This window comes from Thermodesulfobacteriota bacterium (assembly GCA_040757775.1).
In the GTDB taxonomy this organism is placed as follows: domain Bacteria; phylum Desulfobacterota; class UBA8473; order UBA8473; family UBA8473; genus UBA8473.
Window position 1 is genome coordinate 24762 of record JBFLWQ010000005.1, and the last position, 15798, is coordinate 40559.

General features: G+C 39.4%; 27 protein-coding genes. All 27 read left to right on the plus strand.

Going from position 1 to position 15798, the window contains the following annotated elements; translation table 11 throughout:
- The first annotated feature begins 10 nt into the window (after positions 1-10).
- The 27 genes from rpsC to AB1401_04680 all read left to right on the plus strand — a co-directional run bounded on the left by rpsC (position 11) and on the right by AB1401_04680 (position 15782).
- The gene (gene rpsC, locus AB1401_04550) at positions 11-661 is read left to right on the plus strand and encodes a 30S ribosomal protein S3 (GenBank protein MEW6614714.1); all 651 of its coding nucleotides are present in this window, start codon (positions 11-13) and stop codon (positions 659-661) included.
- Positions 662-731: 70 nt separating this feature from the next.
- Entirely contained in the window at positions 732-1157 is a 426-nt protein-coding gene (gene rplP, locus AB1401_04555; GenBank protein MEW6614715.1) for a 50S ribosomal protein L16, read from the plus strand.
- A complete protein-coding gene (gene rpmC, locus AB1401_04560; protein ID MEW6614716.1) occupies positions 1144-1341 on the plus strand; it encodes a 50S ribosomal protein L29 in 198 nt (65 codons plus the stop codon). Before rplP ends, rpmC begins: the two co-directional genes overlap by 14 nt.
- Before the next feature lie 143 nt (positions 1342-1484).
- The gene (gene rpsQ, locus AB1401_04565; GenBank protein MEW6614717.1) at positions 1485-1742 is read left to right on the plus strand and encodes a 30S ribosomal protein S17; all 258 of its coding nucleotides are present in this window, start codon (positions 1485-1487) and stop codon (positions 1740-1742) included.
- 42 nt (positions 1743-1784) lie between these two features.
- Complete coding sequence (rplN, locus tag AB1401_04570; GenBank protein MEW6614718.1) at positions 1785-2153, plus strand: 50S ribosomal protein L14; 369 nt, start codon at positions 1785-1787, stop codon at positions 2151-2153.
- An 18-nt stretch (positions 2154-2171) separates the two neighbouring features.
- The gene (gene rplX, locus AB1401_04575) at positions 2172-2498 is read left to right on the plus strand and encodes a 50S ribosomal protein L24 (GenBank protein MEW6614719.1); all 327 of its coding nucleotides are present in this window, start codon (positions 2172-2174) and stop codon (positions 2496-2498) included.
- 30 nt (positions 2499-2528) lie between these two features.
- Positions 2529-3068: a 50S ribosomal protein L5 gene (rplE, locus tag AB1401_04580; GenBank protein ID MEW6614720.1), complete on the plus strand. Its 540-nt coding sequence runs from the start codon at positions 2529-2531 to the stop codon at positions 3066-3068.
- A gap of 65 nt (positions 3069-3133) precedes the next feature.
- Positions 3134-3319 carry a type Z 30S ribosomal protein S14 gene (locus AB1401_04585; GenBank protein ID MEW6614721.1) on the plus strand — a complete coding sequence of 62 codons (186 nt, stop codon included), beginning with the start codon at positions 3134-3136 and terminating at the stop codon, positions 3317-3319.
- 34 nt (positions 3320-3353) lie between these two features.
- Positions 3354-3746, plus strand: coding sequence for a 30S ribosomal protein S8 (gene rpsH, locus AB1401_04590; GenBank protein ID MEW6614722.1), 393 nt, complete (start codon positions 3354-3356; stop codon positions 3744-3746).
- A 37-nt stretch (positions 3747-3783) separates the two neighbouring features.
- Positions 3784-4323 carry a 50S ribosomal protein L6 gene (gene rplF, locus AB1401_04595; protein MEW6614723.1) on the plus strand — a complete coding sequence of 180 codons (540 nt, stop codon included), beginning with the start codon at positions 3784-3786 and terminating at the stop codon, positions 4321-4323.
- A 14-nt stretch (positions 4324-4337) separates the two neighbouring features.
- On the plus strand, positions 4338-4706 hold the full coding sequence (gene rplR, locus AB1401_04600) for a 50S ribosomal protein L18 (GenBank protein MEW6614724.1): 369 nt from the start codon (positions 4338-4340) through the stop codon (positions 4704-4706).
- 48 nt (positions 4707-4754) lie between these two features.
- Entirely contained in the window at positions 4755-5252 is a 498-nt protein-coding gene (rpsE, locus tag AB1401_04605; protein MEW6614725.1) for a 30S ribosomal protein S5, read from the plus strand.
- Positions 5253-5266: 14 nt separating this feature from the next.
- Positions 5267-5458, plus strand: a complete 192-nt coding sequence (gene rpmD / locus AB1401_04610) for a 50S ribosomal protein L30 (GenBank protein ID MEW6614726.1) — start codon at positions 5267-5269, stop codon at positions 5456-5458.
- Positions 5448-5888, plus strand: a complete 441-nt coding sequence (gene rplO, locus AB1401_04615; GenBank protein MEW6614727.1) for a 50S ribosomal protein L15 — start codon at positions 5448-5450, stop codon at positions 5886-5888. The genes rpmD and rplO overlap by 11 nt, the downstream gene beginning before the upstream one ends.
- Complete coding sequence (gene secY / locus AB1401_04620; GenBank protein MEW6614728.1) at positions 5889-7214, plus strand: preprotein translocase subunit SecY; 1326 nt, start codon at positions 5889-5891, stop codon at positions 7212-7214.
- Between the two features lie 106 nt (positions 7215-7320).
- Positions 7321-7968, plus strand: coding sequence for an adenylate kinase (locus AB1401_04625; GenBank protein ID MEW6614729.1), 648 nt, complete (start codon positions 7321-7323; stop codon positions 7966-7968).
- A 19-nt stretch (positions 7969-7987) separates the two neighbouring features.
- Positions 7988-8206, plus strand: a complete 219-nt coding sequence (gene infA / locus AB1401_04630; GenBank protein ID MEW6614730.1) for a translation initiation factor IF-1 — start codon at positions 7988-7990, stop codon at positions 8204-8206.
- A gap of 83 nt (positions 8207-8289) precedes the next feature.
- Positions 8290-8403, plus strand: coding sequence for a 50S ribosomal protein L36 (gene rpmJ, locus AB1401_04635; protein MEW6614731.1), 114 nt, complete (start codon positions 8290-8292; stop codon positions 8401-8403).
- A 17-nt stretch (positions 8404-8420) separates the two neighbouring features.
- Positions 8421-8789, plus strand: coding sequence for a 30S ribosomal protein S13 (gene rpsM / locus AB1401_04640; GenBank protein ID MEW6614732.1), 369 nt, complete (start codon positions 8421-8423; stop codon positions 8787-8789).
- A gap of 8 nt (positions 8790-8797) precedes the next feature.
- Positions 8798-9190 (plus strand): 30S ribosomal protein S11, encoded by a 393-nt coding sequence (gene rpsK, locus AB1401_04645; GenBank protein ID MEW6614733.1) that lies wholly within the window; start codon positions 8798-8800, stop codon positions 9188-9190.
- A 12-nt stretch (positions 9191-9202) separates the two neighbouring features.
- Positions 9203-9829, plus strand: a complete 627-nt coding sequence (gene rpsD, locus AB1401_04650) for a 30S ribosomal protein S4 (GenBank protein MEW6614734.1) — start codon at positions 9203-9205, stop codon at positions 9827-9829.
- Positions 9830-9878: 49 nt separating this feature from the next.
- Entirely contained in the window at positions 9879-10901 is a 1023-nt protein-coding gene (locus AB1401_04655; protein ID MEW6614735.1) for a DNA-directed RNA polymerase subunit alpha, read from the plus strand.
- On the plus strand, positions 10898-11329 hold the full coding sequence (gene rplQ / locus AB1401_04660; GenBank protein ID MEW6614736.1) for a 50S ribosomal protein L17: 432 nt from the start codon (positions 10898-10900) through the stop codon (positions 11327-11329). Before AB1401_04655 ends, rplQ begins: the two co-directional genes overlap by 4 nt.
- A 129-nt stretch (positions 11330-11458) precedes the next feature.
- Positions 11459-12265: a hypothetical protein gene (locus tag AB1401_04665; protein MEW6614737.1), complete on the plus strand. Its 807-nt coding sequence runs from the start codon at positions 11459-11461 to the stop codon at positions 12263-12265.
- Entirely contained in the window at positions 12258-12863 is a 606-nt protein-coding gene (locus AB1401_04670) for a methyl-accepting chemotaxis protein (GenBank protein ID MEW6614738.1), read from the plus strand. The genes AB1401_04665 and AB1401_04670 overlap by 8 nt, the downstream gene beginning before the upstream one ends.
- 55 nt (positions 12864-12918) lie before the next feature.
- Positions 12919-13479: a hypothetical protein gene (locus AB1401_04675; protein ID MEW6614739.1), complete on the plus strand. Its 561-nt coding sequence runs from the start codon at positions 12919-12921 to the stop codon at positions 13477-13479.
- Positions 13480-13526: 47 nt separating this feature from the next.
- Positions 13527-15782, plus strand: coding sequence for a CHASE2 domain-containing protein (locus AB1401_04680; GenBank protein ID MEW6614740.1), 2256 nt, complete (start codon positions 13527-13529; stop codon positions 15780-15782).
- Positions 15783-15798 lie beyond the last annotated feature (16 nt).

Sequence of the window (15798 nt, forward strand, 5' to 3'; positions counted from 1 at the left end):
GGAGGGGGTTTTGGGACAAAAGGTCCATCCAATAGGATTCAGACTGGGAGTAACCAGAACGTGGAATTCAAAATGGTTTGCTGAAAAAGATTTTTCTAACTTACTTCAGGAAGACGTAAGGATTCGGAGGTTTATTAAAAGCAAACTTTACCATGCTGGTGTCTCAAGGATTGAAATTGAAAGGGCTACAAATAAAGCCAAGATCAATATATATACCGTTCGCCCAGGAATTGTAATTGGTAGAAAAGGTATAGAGATTGAGGCGTTGAAGAATGAACTTAATAAGTTAACTTCAAAAGAGATTTATATAAATATTCAAGAAGTTCGCAAACCAGAGATTGATGCTCAGTTAGTTGCCGAAAATACAGCATTACAGCTGGAAAGAAGAGTTGCTTTTCGAAGGGCTATGAAGAGGAGTGTGACAACGGCATTAAGATTGGGTGCTCAAGGGATAAAAATCTCCTGTGCCGGAAGACTGGGTGGCGCAGAAATGGCAAGGAGGGAGTGGTATCGGGAAGGCAGGGTTCCTTTACATACCTTAAGGGCTGACATTGACTATGGATTTGCGGAGGCTCATACCACTTATGGAATTATTGGTGTAAAGGTCTGGATATTTAAAGGTGAGATCCTTTCAAAAAAGAGAGAGGCAGAGAAATCGTGAGTCGTAAGTAGAATAAAACCGATTCACGATTTACAATTCACGAATTTGATCAGATAGGGAAGTATTTACTATGTTGCAACCCAAAAAGGTTAAATACCGGAAACAACAGAGAGGTAGAAGGAGGGGAATATCGTCCAGAGGTTCTACCATCGATTTTGGTGATTTTGCTCTTCAAGCCGAAGAATGTGGTTGGTTAACAGCGCGCCAAATTGAAGCGGCTCGAATAGCAATGACACGGCATGTAAAGAGAGGTGGAAAGATTTGGATCAGAATATTCCCTGATAAACCAATCACTGCTAAACCTGCTGAAACAAGAATGGGAAAAGGCAAAGGGCCTCCTGCGGATTGGGTAGCTGTAATAAAACCAGGCAGAATACTATATGAAATGGAAGGTGTAGAAGAAGATACTGCCCGTGAAGCTTTTAGGTTAGCCAGTTATAAATTGCCAATACGCACGAGGGTTACTTCGCGGGGGAGGGGCCATGAAGGCAAGTGAAATTCGAGAGTTAAGTGATATAGAGCTTAGGCAAAAGGAGAAGCATCTATCAGAAGAATTGTTTAACTTGAAATTCCAGCTTGCAACAGGGCAGCTTGAAAATACCATGAGGGTCCCTCAGGTAAAAAAGGATTTAGCAAGGATCAAAACCATCCTTAAGGAAAAGGTAACTATTCAGCCATGAAAGGCGAGAAGCCTGTCCTACTGTGTTGTATAACCACCTGCGAGGTAGTCCGCCAAAGCGGATCGGCTGTCTATAAATACAGGGTTTTAGATAAATGCTGAATAGTTACTGGAAAAGAAACTATAGAATAAGGGGAGACAAAAGTGGGAGAGAGGGGGCGTAGAAAGACCCAGGTTGGAGTAGTTGTAAGTAACAAAATGGATAAAACCGTGGTTGTTCAAGTAGACAAGGTTTTGAAACATCCAATATACAAAAAGTATATTAGTAGAAGGAATAAATATAAGGCACATAATGAAAGAAATGATTGTAATGTGGGAGATAGGGTTTTAATAATAGAAAGCAGACCTTTGAGCAAAGAAAAGATGTGGCGAGTTTATAAGATATTAGAAAAAGCGGTTTAAAGTAATAAGTGGGGTTAAATACTGTGTTTTGAGGGGCAAGCAATGATTCAGATGCAGACAGTGCTCAATGTGGCAGATAATTCTGGGGCAAAAAAGTTATTCTGTATTAAAGTGTTGGGTGGAACCAGAAGGAGATATGCCAGTCTTGGTGATATTATTGTGGTTTCAGTGAAGGAGGCTATTCCGAACTCAAAGGTTAAAAAAGGTAATGTATCCAGGGCTGTAGTTGTTCGCACTGTTAAAGAGGTAAGGAGAAAAGACGGCTCCTATATAAAATTTGATGATAATTCAGCAGTGCTTATTAATCCCCAAAATGAACCAATTGGAACTAGGATTTTCGGTCCTGTTGCTAGAGAACTCAGGGCTAAAAAATTTATGAAGATTGTATCATTAGCTCCAGAGGTGCTGTGATTTAATAGAGAGGTTTTGATGTCTCAGACAAAATTCCATGTTAAAAAGGACGATCCAGTAGAGGTAATTGCCGGTAAGGAAAAGGGGAGAAAAGGCAAGATTTTAAAGGTTATACCTGAAAAAAATCGCGTAATAGTTGAAAAGGTTAATCTGATCAAGAGACATGCTCGAGCATCCCAAACCAGTAAGGGTGGGATTGTTGAGAAAGAGGGTAGTATTCATATTTCTAATGTCATGATAGTTTGCAAAAAATGTAATTCTCCAGTTAGGACCAGGAAAAAAGTTCTAGATGACGGGGAAAAAGTACGGGTCTGTGTCAAGTGTGAGGAGATCCTTGGTAAATAAAATAAAAAAGGATAGGGTTAAGGAATTTCGATGGCAAGGTTAAAAGACTTTTACATGAAAGAGATAATGCCAGCTTTAATGAAAGAGTTTAACTACAGGAACCCGATGGAGGTCCCTAAACTTGAAAAGATAGTAATAAATATGGGGCTGGGGGAGGCTATTCAGAATATCAAATTGCTGGATTCTGCGACTTCTGAGCTGTCTTTAATAATCGGTCAAAAGCCTATTATTACCAGGGCTAAAAAGTCTATTGCTTCATTTAAGCTGAGGGAAGGTGTTCCTATCGGTTGTATGGTAACTTTAAGAAGGGAAAGGATGTATGAATTCTTCGATAGATTAGTCAATATAGCCCTTCCTAGAGTTAGGGATTTTAAAGGTGTAAGTGGAAAATCTTTTGACGGAAGAGGCAATTATTCTTTAGGAATAAAAGAACATATTATATTTCCTGAGATTGATTATGATAAAATTGACAAAATAAAAGGTATGAATGTGGTTATTGTTACTACAGCCAAGACCGATGAAGAAGCTAAATCTCTGCTGAGTTTATTAGGGGTACCTTTTAGGGATTAGGTGCATTAATTAAGGTAAGGATGTTTGACTTTAATTGGGGTAAGCTTTTTTGATGGAGGAATTTTGTGGCCAAAAAATCTTTGGTTATAAAGGCTAAAAAACCTAAGAAGTTCAAAGTTAGAGGATACAATCGTTGTCCCATTTGTGGGAGGGCTAGAGGGTACTATAGGAAGTTTAATATGTGTCGCATATGTCTTCGTAATTATGCATTGAAAGGTGACATACCAGGAACCGTCAAATCTAGCTGGTAAAGAAAATTTTGTAGAAAGGGGTTGAAAAGCTGTGATGACTGATCCTTTTGCAGATATGCTTACCCGTATTAGAAATGCCAACAAGGCAAAATTCAAGAAAGTCGATATGCCTTCCTCTAATTTAAAGGTTAGTGTAGCAAAGATATTAAAGGATGAAGGTTATATTAAAAACTATAAGGTAATAAAAGATAGTAAACAGGGAGTCTTGACTATATATCTCAAATATGATGATGAAAACAACACGGTTATTACCGGGCTAAAAAGGATTAGTAAACCAGGGCGCAGGGTTTATGTTAAAAAAGACAAGATTCCAAGGGTGTTAACTGGCTTGGGCATAAATATTTTGTCAACCCCGAAAGGGATTTTAACAGATAAAAAGGCCAGAGAATCTAACGTTGGTGGAGAGCTACTCTGTTCTGTATGGTAGGTTTTTAGTTTCGAACTTTTTCTTAAGGAGAATAATGATGTCACGAATTGGTAAACTGCCAATTCCAGTTCCAAAAGGCGTGGAGGTAATCTTTGAGGATGCTACTTTAAGAGTAAAGGGCACAAAAGGAGAACTGACTCAAGAGATAGACGGGAGAATTGGTCTGACATTTGATAGTGAGAAAATAGTAGTTAATAGAAAAGATGATGATAAGAAGACCAGGGCACTCCAGGGATTAACCAGAAGTTTAATTGCCAATATGGTGGAGGGAGTGACAAAGGGTTTTGCAAAAACCCTTAATATTGTTGGAGTAGGCTATCGTGCTGAGTTAAAAGGAGATATACTGGGTTTGAATTTAGGATACTCACATCCAATAGAGTTTGTGCTTCCCAAAGGTGTCAATGCTCAGGTGGATAAGCAAGTTAAGATTACAGTTGAGGGGATTGATAAGCAATTGGTTGGAGAGATTGCCGCAAAGATTAGGTCATTTAGAATGCCGGAACCATATAAAGGCAAGGGTATTCTGTACTCCGATGAGAGGATTCGTCGAAAGATCGGGAAATCTGGAATTAAATAAAGGTAGGAATAGAGATGGCTTTGAGAAAATTGAAAGAGTTGTCCAGAATAAAACGTAAAAAACGGATCAGAAAAAAGATAAGAGGAACCAGTGAGAGACCCAGACTCTGTGTATTTCGATCCTCTAAACATATCTATGCCCAGGTAATCGATGATACTACTGGGAGAACTATAACGTCAGCTTCTACTTTGAGTAAAGAGATTAGGGATGGGTTGAAAGACTCTGGGAATATAGAAGCGGCTAAAAAGGTTGGGGAATTAATAGCTAAAAATTCCCTGGATAGGGATATAAAAAAAGTGGTGTTTGATAGAAATGGCTATTTGTATCATGGCAAGGTTAAAGCTTTGGCTCTTTTGGCTAGAGAAAAGGGGCTAGAATTTTAGTTTTTGAAAGTTAACCTGATTGTGAAGGAATTGCAAAGGAGGAGGTAATTGCCCACTATTAATCCCAATGAGTTGGATTTGATGGATAAGGTTGTTAGCATTAACAGAGTTGCAAAGGTAGTTAAAGGTGGAAGAAGGTTTAGTTTCAGTGCCCTTGTTGTAGTTGGTAATGGAAATGGTGTGGTTGGAAGTGGGTTAGGGAAGGCGAATGAAGTGCCAGAGGCTATTAGAAAAGGGATAGGGCGAGCAAAGAAGGAACTTATTCGAGTCCCAATTATAAATGATACAATCCCTTATGAAGTAATAGGCCGATATGGTGCAGGCAGTGTTATTTTAAAGCCTGCGTCTAAAGGGACAGGCATTATCGCAGGAGGGTCTGTTAGAGCAGTTGTTGAAGCAACAGGGATTGCAAATATTCTGACGAAGTGTTTGGGGTCACATAACCCTCATAATGCTGTTAAAGCCACGATTAATGCCTTAAGCCAGCTTATGAGTCCTGAAGAGATGGCAAAAAAACGTGGTAAAGATTTGAGCGAGATTGTTTGAAGGGAAACTATTTTATGGGCACAAAGGAGTTTAAGGTAAGGCTGAAGAAGAGTGGTATTGGTAGACCTTGGAGACAGAAAGAGACATTAACTGGACTGGGCTTAACTAAGCTTAATAAAACAGTTACTTTAAAGGATACTCCTGAAAGTCGAGGAATGGTTAAGAAAGTATCACATTTGGTTGAGGTTATTGAACATGAGACTTAATGAATTGAAGCCTTCTACCAGGTTTAAAAAGAGAAAAAAGAGGGTTGGGCGGGGACAGGGTTCTGGGCATGGGCAGACTGCCTGCAAAGGATCTAAGGGGCAGAGGTCCCGCTCAGGAAGGAGTACTCCCCCTGGCTTTGAAGGGGGGCAAATGCCCCTTAAGCGTCGTCTTCCCAAGAGGGGGTTTACTAATATATTTAAAAAGAGATATGTCTTGATAAATGTAAGAGACTTAAATATATTTGAAGAAGGGGCTGTGGTAGATGATAAGGCATTGATCGAATATGGACTGATAAAAGGTTCTTATGATGGCATAAAGGTATTAGGAAATGGAGAAATTAGTTATCCTCTTACAGTTAAAGTTCACAGGTATAGTAAACCGGCCAAAGATAAGATTGAGGCTGTTGGCGGGAAGATAGAGGTGGTTTAATTGCTAGTCGGGTTTCAGAATATACCAAAGATTCCTGAGTTAAAAAAGCGTATTCTCATGACGCTCCTCTTATTAACTGTCTACCGAATTGGTGTCCATGTGCCGACCCCTGGAATTAATAGGGAAGCATTAGCTTCGTTCTTTGCTCAGGCTAAAAGTACTCTACTTGGTTTATTTGATATGTTTTCAGGTGGGGCATTGGAGAATCTGTCAGTGTTTGCTCTTGGTATAATGCCTTACATCAGTGCCTCTATTATTCTGCAACTGCTTACCGTAGTTAGCCCCCATTTGGAGAGATTGTCCAAAGAGGGTGAAGCGGGAAGGAGAAAAATAACTCAGTATACCAGATATGGTACGATCGTTTTGAGTATTATTCAAGGCTTTGGTATAAGTGTCGGTCTGGAGAGGATGACAGGCCCCGCAGGAGAGATGATAGCCCTCAACCCTGGTTTATCCTTTAAGATAATGACAGTTATAACTTTGACATCTGGAACGGCATTTATCATGTGGCTTGGCGAGCAGATTACTGAGCGGGGGATTGGAAACGGTATTTCTCTTATAATATTTGCTGGTATTGTTGCTCGAATGCCATCTGCAATCATTAATACGATACGCCTTTTAAAAACAGGAGAAATGGCAATATTTTTAATTTTGGTAATTGTGGCTATGATGATCGTTGTAGTTGGGGTTATAGTTTTTGTGGAGCGTGGACAGAGGCGACTTCCTGTCCAGTATCCGAAGAGGGTGATGGGCAGAAAGATGTACGGTGGGCAGAGTACTCATCTGCCTCTTAGAGTAAACACAGCAGGGGTTATTCCCCCGATATTCGCTTCTTCAATATTGATGTTTCCTTTAACCATTGCCAATTTTTTACCTAAATCCTGGATAGAACTCTATCCATGGCTTCAGAATATAACTGCCAGTTTAGGCCCTGGTAAACTTATTTACAGTATTCTATATGTAGGTTTTATTGTATTCTTTTGTTACTTTTATACGGCAGTTACCTTTAACCCCGTTGATGTCGCCGATAATATGAAGAAATATGGCGGCTATATACCAGGGATAAGGCCTGGTAAAAAAACTGCCGAATATATAGATAAAGTTCTTACAAGAATCACTTTGGGGGGAGCTGTTTATGTTTCAGCTGTATGCGTGTTGCCTACAATCCTTACCAGTAAATTCAACGTGCCTTTTTACTTTGGAGGTACGGCATTACTGATTGTGGTTGGAGTTGCCATGGATACAGCTTCACAGATTGAATCCCACTTACTTACAAGACAGTATGAAGGTTTTTTGAAAAAAGCGAGGATAAAAGGACGTCGTTAATAAGGCAGTCCACTGTTCATCGTTTACATTTCAACGTAAACGGTTTGCCAATAACTACCCTCTCCTTAGTCCGGAAAGGGTTAAGATAGAAGAAGGAGTTTAGATTATGAATCTGATACTGTTAGGTCCACCTGGTTCCGGAAAGGGCACTCAAGCAAAGATGTTAATTGACAAGTACAATATTCCTCAAATTTCAACCGGGGACATACTCAGGGAAGCGGTTAAGGAGGGTTCTCCCTTGGGGAAGCAGGCAAGGAGTTTCATGGATAAAGGTGCCCTGGTTCCAGATGAGGTTGTTATAGGGATAATTGAAGAAAGGTTAAAAAAACCTGACTGTAAAGGGGGGTTTATTTTGGACGGTTTTCCCCGAACAGTAGCTCAGGCTGAGGCTTTAGGCGCTATTTTAGAGAAGATGGGTTTAAAGATCGAACACTTAATCAATATTGAGATAGACGATAAAGAGCTGTTAAAGAGACTCACGGGCAGGAGAACCTGTAAAAAATGTGGGCAAGGATATCATATAATCTTTGATCCGCCTATAAATAAAGATGTCTGCAATAAGTGTAAAGGGGAACTCTACCAGAGAGATGACGATAAAGAGGATACTATAAAGAGCAGGCTAAAGGTTTATCACGAACAAACTGCCCCTGTAGTTGAATTTTATCAGAAAAAGAATATAGCTAAGGCTATTAATGGTATTGGTAAAATAGACGAAATTTTTAAAAGGATTACAGATATTATTGAACGTGAATAAATCACCAAGTTGAGGTTTTATGCCAAAAGAGGAAGCGATTGAGGTAGAAGGGACAGTATTAGAAACTCTGCCCAACGCTATGTTTAGGGTAGAATTGGAAAACGGTCATAAGGTTTTGGCTCATATCTCTGGTAAGATGAGGATGCACTATATTAAGATCCTTCCAGGGGATAGGGTTACAGTTGAATTATCACCTTATGATCTTAATAGGGGAAGGATTACTTACCGTTCCAAATAAACTGTAAAGGTTCAACGGTCAGAAATATGATGAAGGCTGATAGGTGAGCGCTTATCTTTTTTACAAAGGATGGTGTGGTTAAGATGAAGGTAAAGGCCTCGGTAAAGAAAAGATGCGATAAATGTAAGATAGTGAGACGTAAGGGTGTGATTAGAATAATCTGTGAAAATCCAAGGCATAAACAGAAGCAAGGATAGTTAGGGAGGTACATATATTGGCAAGAATTGCTGGAATTGATTTACCTAGAGGCAAGAGGATGGAAGTGGCATTAACTTATATTTATGGTATTGGCAGATCTACTTCAAAAAAGATTCTTGAAAATGCCGGGATTGGTTCCGATATAAAATCCGATCAAATTACAGAGTCCGAGGTAGCCAAGATAAGAGAGATAATTGATCGTGAGTATAAAGTAGAAGGTGACTTACGGATGGAACTCACCATGAATATAAAGAGGTTGATGGATCTAGGTAGTTATCGGGGGCTGCGTCATAGGCGTTCTTTGCCTGTTCGGGGTCAAAGAACCAGCACCAATGCTAGAACGAGGAAAGGACCCCGCAGAGCAATTGGAGGCAGGAGAAAGTAGGAGGTTCGATGGCAAAACAGGGGAAGGGTGTCAAAAAGAAAAAGGAAAAGAAAAATATACAAAATGGTATAGCACATATTCAAGCTACGTTTAATAATACCATAATAACTATTACCGATTTGACCGGAAACGTGTTAGCCTGGTCTAGCGCTGGAACTCAGGGGTATAAGGGTTCAAGAAAGAGTACTCCATTTGCTGCCCAGTTAGCCGCGGAAGATGTTGCAAGAAAAGCTATGGAACATGGAGTTAAAAATATAGAGGTTTATATTAAAGGACCGGGAGCTGGTCGGGAATCTGCTTTGAGAACTCTCCAGGCTAAGGGATTTAATGTCAGTTTAATCAGGGATGTTACTCCTATTCCTCATAACGGGTGTCGTCCACCCAAGAGAAGAAGGGTATAAAGGAGGCACGGTTTGGCTCGGTACACAGGATCGGTTTGCAGGTTGTGCAGAAGAGAAAATTTGAAGTTGTACTTAAAAGGTGATAGGTGTTATTCAGATAAGTGTGCTTTTGAAAGGAAAAGTTATCCTCCGGGTCAGCATGGACAGAGCCGTAGCAAATATTCGGATTATGGTATTCAGCTTCGTGAGAAGCAGAAGGTAAAAAGAATTTACGGTATTCTAGAAAGTCAGTTCCAAAGGTATTTTGAGAAGGCTGATAAGATGAAGGGTATAACCGGTGAGAACCTGTTGCTCTTTCTTGAAAGAAGAATGGATAACATGGTCTTTCGTTTGGGATTTGCCAGTTCCCGTAGTGAGGCAAGGCAACTGATAAGACACAATCACTTTTTGGTTAATGGAAGAAAAGTAAATATCCCTTCTTACCTGGTTAGTCCGGGGGAAATTCTAGAAGTGAGGGAAAAGAGTAAAAAAATCCCCAGGATTGTTGAATCTCTGGAGGCTGTAGCGCGCCGTGGTGTACCCCATTGGCTAGAATTGGATAAACAAAGTGTCAAGGGGAAGATAGTTTCTTTGCCTTCCAGAGAGGATATAACGATGCCAATTCAAGAACAGCTAATTGTAGAACTATATTCAAAATAAATAGTTAGAAAATTCTTAAACGATTAAGTTAACTTAACGCGGGGTAAAGATGTACAATAACTGGCAGAGATTAATAAGTCCTAAAGGGTTAGAGATTGATACCGAAACAGCTACAAAGTGTTACAGCAAGTTTGTTGGGGAACCTTTTGAACGAGGTTTTGGCATTACTCTTGGTAATTCTCTGCGGCGAGTTCTGTTATCATCTATTTTAGGTGCGGCCATTGTCTCTGTCAAAATCGATGGAGTACTACATGAGTTTTCGACTATCCCCGGTGTTAGAGAGGATGTAACTGATATTATCCTCAATTTAAAAGAAGTTCTTATTAAGCTTCATTCAAACGGCCCGGAAACAATCTGGATTGATACTGCTAAAGAGGGTGAGGTCAGGGCCGGAGATATTATTACAAACAACAATGTGGATATTGTAAATCCTGATTTGCATATTGCTACATTATTAAAAGATGCCAGACTCAGAATGGAAATGGTTGTTAGGAAAGGGAGGGGATACGTTCCTGCAGAAAAGAACAAGGAAGAAAACCAACCTGTAGGTACCATTCCTATCGATGCGATCTTTTCTCCTATTAAAAAGGTTAACTATTCAGTAAGTCATGCAAGGGTAGGGCAGAGGGCTGATTATGATAAACTTACAATGGAAGTCTGGACCGATGGCAGTGTATTGCCAGAGGATGCAATTGCATATGCTGCGAAGATATTGAAAGAGCAACTGAATGTCTTTATCAACTTTGACGAATCTGAAGAACCTAGAGAGAAAGAGCAAGCAACAGACGATAAAGATAAAGTGAAATTCAACGAGAACTTATACAGGGGTGTTGATGAATTAGAACTTTCGGTGCGTTCAGCCAACTGTTTGAAAAATGCCAATATAAGATATATTGGTGAGTTGGTTCAAAAAACCGAGGCTGAAATGCTAAAGACCAGAAACTTTGGGAGAAAATCCTTAAATGAAATAAAAGATATTTTAGGAGAAATGGGATTGTTTTTAGGGATGAAATTGCCGGATTTTCACGCACCAGATGAAAAGACTGAAAACGAGAAGGAATCGATAGAATGAGACATCAAAAAGCTGGGAGAAAATTGGGGCGTACCTCCAGTCATCGTAAAGCTATGTTTAGGAATATGCTTACTTCCCTGTTTGAACATGAGAAGATAGAAACTACTGATGCCAAAGCAAAAGAATTAAGAAAGATTGCTGAAAAAATAGTCACCCTAGGAAAAAAAGGGGATTTACATTCAAGGAGGCAGGTTTTAAGAGTTATTAGTGATAAGAAGATAACAAAGAATTTGTTTGATCAAATTGCTCCTAGATATCAGGGTAGAAATGGCGGATATACGAGAATTTTTAAGGTAGGTAGAAGACATGGAGATAACGCTCCCCTTTCCATCATAGAATTAATTCCTGAAGAAAATGTTCAAAGACCCAGGAAGAAAGCTTCTGGGCAACAAAAAAAGAAAGAAGCTGTTAGTACAGCCCCCAAATAAACGTGAAATTTTACTTTTTTTATTCCGTCCAAGGCGTCTAGTGCCGACCCTAGAAACTGGTAAATCACTAACAATAACCTGTTTCCCTGCCTACGGGTCTTATGCTCCATGTTTAAAGGGGTGGGAAAGATGAAAAATCGAGCACTACTCATCCTATACATGGCACTCCTCTTAATTTCCTGCCAGGCAAAAGATAAAACAGAGAAGGAAAAGATACTGGTCAAAGTCAATGATGTAACTATCACACTATCTGACTTCAACCGTTGTCTACACGATGAATCCCAACATAATAAGTCATTTCGAGTCTCGGAAGAGAGCAAGAGAAATTATCTTGATATACTCATTGAAAGGGAGTTATTGATCCAAGAGGCAGTTAAGAGAGAGCTAAGTAAAGAGGAAGATTTTGTTCGTACTGTGGAAAAATTTTGGGAACAAACTCTTATTCGAAATCTAATAAGAGCCCAGAGTCAGGAGATTGCCAACACGACTATTATTTCAGAAGAAGAGATCCAAAATTACTATAAAATGAAAGGAGAAGAGGTTAAGTTTAAGATGTTGCATTGTCCTAACCTTCCAGTGGCCAAAGAGTTTCTGAATCACTTACTTCAAGGTAAAGCATTAAACTGGGATGAGGAGAGTGGGTATGTTGGTTTAAACATGCTAGATCCTTTACTGGCAAAGGAATTACATTTCCTTATGCTAGGCGAATCTAAGATAATCCAGTTAAAGAAGGGTTATGTCCTTATAAAACTGATGGGCAAAAGGCCAAAGAGAACGCCGCCGATAAATGTATTAAGAGAAGATATTAAAGGGGAACTTCTCCAAAAAAAACAGGCACAGGAATTGGACGACTGGATTGGAAAGCTCAAGAAAACGGCAGATATATCTGTGAATAATGAACTATTAAAAACCGTGGGGGGAATCCCACATGAATAAAAAGCCAAAGCTGGGAAGAAAGCATTACCTGATAAAGCGGAACTTTCAACTCAGATTTATTTTAACCTTTATTACCCTGGTGCTTATTGGAGCGATTATATCAGTAGGACTTTTGTATTATCTATCGCAGGATACAATTACCGCAACTTTTGAAAAATCACATCTATCGTTGGCCAATACTTCAAAGATACTGCTCCCTGCTATCATATATACAAATGTTACAGTGTTTATACTGATTGGCGTAGTAAGTGCGATAGTGGTTCTCCTTATCTCCCATAAGATAGCAGGCCCTTTATATCGTTTTGAAAAAAGCTTGGGGGAGATGGGAGAAGGGGATTTCACCATTCATTTCAATATACGCAAAAAAGATCAGCTAAAGGATATGGTTGAAAGTATAAATAAGATGTCTGCTAATATTCGGCAGAGGATAGAGGTGATATGCGATTATGGAACTCAGATTCAAGAAAAGGAGATCCAACTAAAGAATGTGTTAGAAGAAACCGATATTAAGAATGAAAGGTTGCATCAAGTAATCCTTGATATTGAGACTAAGACAAAGGATCTGAATGATGCAATAGCCTATTTCAAGATCAAGTAATAGTGTATGTGCGGTTTTTCTAACAGTTGAAGTTAAGGCTTTAGCAGGTGGATAAGTGTGTTTCAGGGTAATTTCCTCCTTTTTAATCCTTTTCTTGTTTTTGAATGCATTGATTTTTGCTGAAGAATGGAAGACATACAAAACCAGTTATAGTACCATCTTTTACCGAACTGAAGAGGATCTTTTTAAGTTGGACTATAAGTTGGACGTAAACTTTATTGACAGCAAGTATCAGGGTTTTTTTAGTCACTTTTTATATAGAAAGAGGCGGGAATTCCTCTACCCTCGGCTTAAGGTAAAGGTGGATGCAATCCTAACCAGGGTTCAGCTTTTACTGGATATTTATATCAGTGACCCACATATAGATGTCTATGCCTACCCTGACAGAAAAGAATTGGATAATGCGTACTACTATCTTTATGGAAAGAGAGCCCCTTCCATAGCATATTATGAACATGAGACCAAAAGTATATATCTATCCGTTAAAGATGTTTCGGAAGGAGTGTTAGCCCACGAAATGGCCCATTACGTGATATCTAACTACTTTGTAATTGTTCTTCCTTTGAAGACACAAGATGTCCTAGCCCAGTATGTCGACCAGCACCTTATTGATTGATTTTTTCTATACCTAACACCTTTGAGTAAGTTAGAAAGTGAAAAAAAGTGATTAAGGCTTCCGGAGTTAAAATAGGTCTGCTTATCGTTGTTCTTGTCTCAATTCTAATGTTCTTCGAGTCGAAATTGACTCTGTTGAATAATATTGAGTTAAAGACATTGGACATTAGATTCAGACTTAGGGGGCAGATTGAACCTGGTCCGGAAGTAGTGGTTATTGCTATAGATGACAAGAGCATTGGAAGATTGGGAAGATGGCCATGGCCTCGTGAAAGATTAGCGCAACTGGTGAATATTCTTTCAAAAGGAGGAGCAAAGGTAATTGGATTTGACCTGATCTTCAGTGAACCAGAAATACCCTCTGAATTGAGAAAGATAAAAAACCTCAAAAGGGTTTTCACAGATTTAAGGTTAAAAGACGTAAATAATAACAGCTCCTTATTCTACCAGGAGATGGTAAAGGCCGAAAAAGATGTAGATAATGATAGGGTTTTTGCTGAATCGATTAAAAGGGCAAACAATGTTATTCTCCCAATGTTTTTTACCCTGGAAGACGGTAAGGTCAACAAAGAAGGAGAGAGCCGGGAAAAGATTATAGAAGCAAAACCTTTCTTAAGTAAATCCCACTATACATTCCTTATGGGCATGGATAATATTGAGTCTTTCCCACCCCTTAATGCAAAGGATGTGAGTCTTCCTATCTCTCTGTTATCTTCCTCCTGCAAAAGATTAGGACATGTCAATTTCCGTTTGGATGCGGATGGTTCTCTAAGATGGGAACCATTGGTAATAGGGTATAACGGAGATTACTACCCTGTATTGAACATACAAATGGTTAGGGAGTATCTGGGGTTAGAACCGGAAGGGTTAAAATTACACTTTGGAGAAGGAATTGAGCTTGGGTCAATTTATATCCCAACTGATGAACAGGGAAGGATGCTGATTAATTACTATGGGCCAAATGGAACTTTTCCTTTCTATTCTTTTTCGGATGTATTAGACGGTACCATCCCTGATTCTGTATTCCATGATAAAATAGTACTGATAGGATATGCTGCCGTTGGATTGGGGGATCTATGGGTCACACCATTTTCTGTCGGTTTATATGGTGTTGAAAAACATGCCAATATAATTGCCAACATCCTGCATCAGGATATCCTTACAAGAGCGAACTGGATGATTTTCCTTGATCTGTTTTTCATAGTCCTGTTCGGTCTGGTACTTGGGATTTTTATACACAGAAATTCAGCTTTACGGGGGGCCATCTTTGCTCTGTTTGTGTCTGTCTCATATTTAGCCATTGTTCAGTATCTGTTTGTGGTACATAAGATGTGGCTGAACATAATCTATCCAATACTTACTATCATTTTAACCTATACAGGTGTAACTATATTTAGATTTTTGACAGAGGAAAGGGAAAAGAAAAAGATAAGAGGTGCCTTCCAGCAGTATTTAAACCCGTCGGTAGTTAATGAGGTATTAAAGGATCCAAAGATGCTGAAACTGGGAGGGGAGAAGAGGGATTTAACGGTGTTATTTTCAGATATCAGGGGCTTTACATCCATCTCAGAAAATATGAGCCCGGAGGCTTTAGTTCACTTACTGAACGAATATCTTACGGTCATGACAGATATTGTGTTGACACATGATGGGCTTTTGGATAAATATATGGGTGATGCTATAATGGCAGTTTATGGAGCACCGGTCCCGCAGACAGATCATCACCTGCGAGCATGCATTACTGCTCTCGATATGATTGAGAGTCTAAAAAAGTTGCAAGAAAAATGGGAGAGTGAGGGAGTACCAAGGATCGATATAGGAATAGGGATTAATTCCGGCCCTATGGTTGTTGGAAACATGGGGTCAGAAAAGAGATTTGATTATACCGTTATGGGTGACAATGTCAATCTGGCATCACGGTTAGAGGGGATAAACAAGGAATACGGCACAACTATAATCCTCAGTGAGTATACCCTTGAGCATGTTAAGGATCTATTCTTAGTAAGGGAGCTGGATCTGGTAAGGGTGAAGGGAAAAAAAGAGCCCATAAGGATATATGAACTGATGGGAAAGAAGGATGCATATTTGGAAGAGTCTGTAGTAATGGCAGTAACATTATTTGAGAAAGGTCTGGATGCTTATAAGAACAGACAATGGGATACTGGAATTGAGGAGTTTCAGAAGGTATTAGAGGTTATTCCTGCCGATTTACCGTCAAGGCTATATATTAGACGCTGTATGGAATTAAGGGATACCCCACCCCAGGAAGATTGGGATGGGGTTTGTACCATGCTTACAAAGTAATTATTGTCCCACTCGG

Bases quoted from the DNA above. Each gene is read 5' to 3' on its own strand.
- rplP (MEW6614715.1), top strand. From the start codon at position 732: ATGTTGCAACCCAAAAAGGTTAAATACCGGAAACAACAGAGAGGTAGA.
- rpmC (MEW6614716.1), top strand. From the start codon at position 1,144: ATGAAGGCAAGTGAAATTCGAGAGTTAAGTGATATAGAGCTTAGGCAA.
- rplN (MEW6614718.1), top strand. From the start codon at position 1,785: ATGATTCAGATGCAGACAGTGCTCAATGTGGCAGATAATTCTGGGGCA.
- rplX (MEW6614719.1), top strand. From the start codon at position 2,172: ATGTCTCAGACAAAATTCCATGTTAAAAAGGACGATCCAGTAGAGGTA.
- rplE (MEW6614720.1), top strand. From the start codon at position 2,529: ATGGCAAGGTTAAAAGACTTTTACATGAAAGAGATAATGCCAGCTTTA.
- rpsH (MEW6614722.1), top strand. From the start codon at position 3,354: ATGACTGATCCTTTTGCAGATATGCTTACCCGTATTAGAAATGCCAAC.
- rplF (MEW6614723.1), top strand. From the start codon at position 3,784: ATGTCACGAATTGGTAAACTGCCAATTCCAGTTCCAAAAGGCGTGGAG.
- rplR (MEW6614724.1), top strand. From the start codon at position 4,338: ATGGCTTTGAGAAAATTGAAAGAGTTGTCCAGAATAAAACGTAAAAAA.
- rpmD (MEW6614726.1), top strand. From the start codon at position 5,267: ATGGGCACAAAGGAGTTTAAGGTAAGGCTGAAGAAGAGTGGTATTGGT.
- rplO (MEW6614727.1), top strand. From the start codon at position 5,448: ATGAGACTTAATGAATTGAAGCCTTCTACCAGGTTTAAAAAGAGAAAA.
- AB1401_04625 (MEW6614729.1), top strand. From the start codon at position 7,321: ATGAATCTGATACTGTTAGGTCCACCTGGTTCCGGAAAGGGCACTCAA.
- infA (MEW6614730.1), top strand. From the start codon at position 7,988: ATGCCAAAAGAGGAAGCGATTGAGGTAGAAGGGACAGTATTAGAAACT.
- rpmJ (MEW6614731.1), top strand. From the start codon at position 8,290: ATGAAGGTAAAGGCCTCGGTAAAGAAAAGATGCGATAAATGTAAGATA.
- rpsK (MEW6614733.1), top strand. From the start codon at position 8,798: ATGGCAAAACAGGGGAAGGGTGTCAAAAAGAAAAAGGAAAAGAAAAAT.
- AB1401_04655 (MEW6614735.1), top strand. From the start codon at position 9,879: ATGTACAATAACTGGCAGAGATTAATAAGTCCTAAAGGGTTAGAGATT.
- rplQ (MEW6614736.1), top strand. From the start codon at position 10,898: ATGAGACATCAAAAAGCTGGGAGAAAATTGGGGCGTACCTCCAGTCAT.
- AB1401_04665 (MEW6614737.1), top strand. From the start codon at position 11,459: ATGAAAAATCGAGCACTACTCATCCTATACATGGCACTCCTCTTAATT.
- AB1401_04670 (MEW6614738.1), top strand. From the start codon at position 12,258: ATGAATAAAAAGCCAAAGCTGGGAAGAAAGCATTACCTGATAAAGCGG.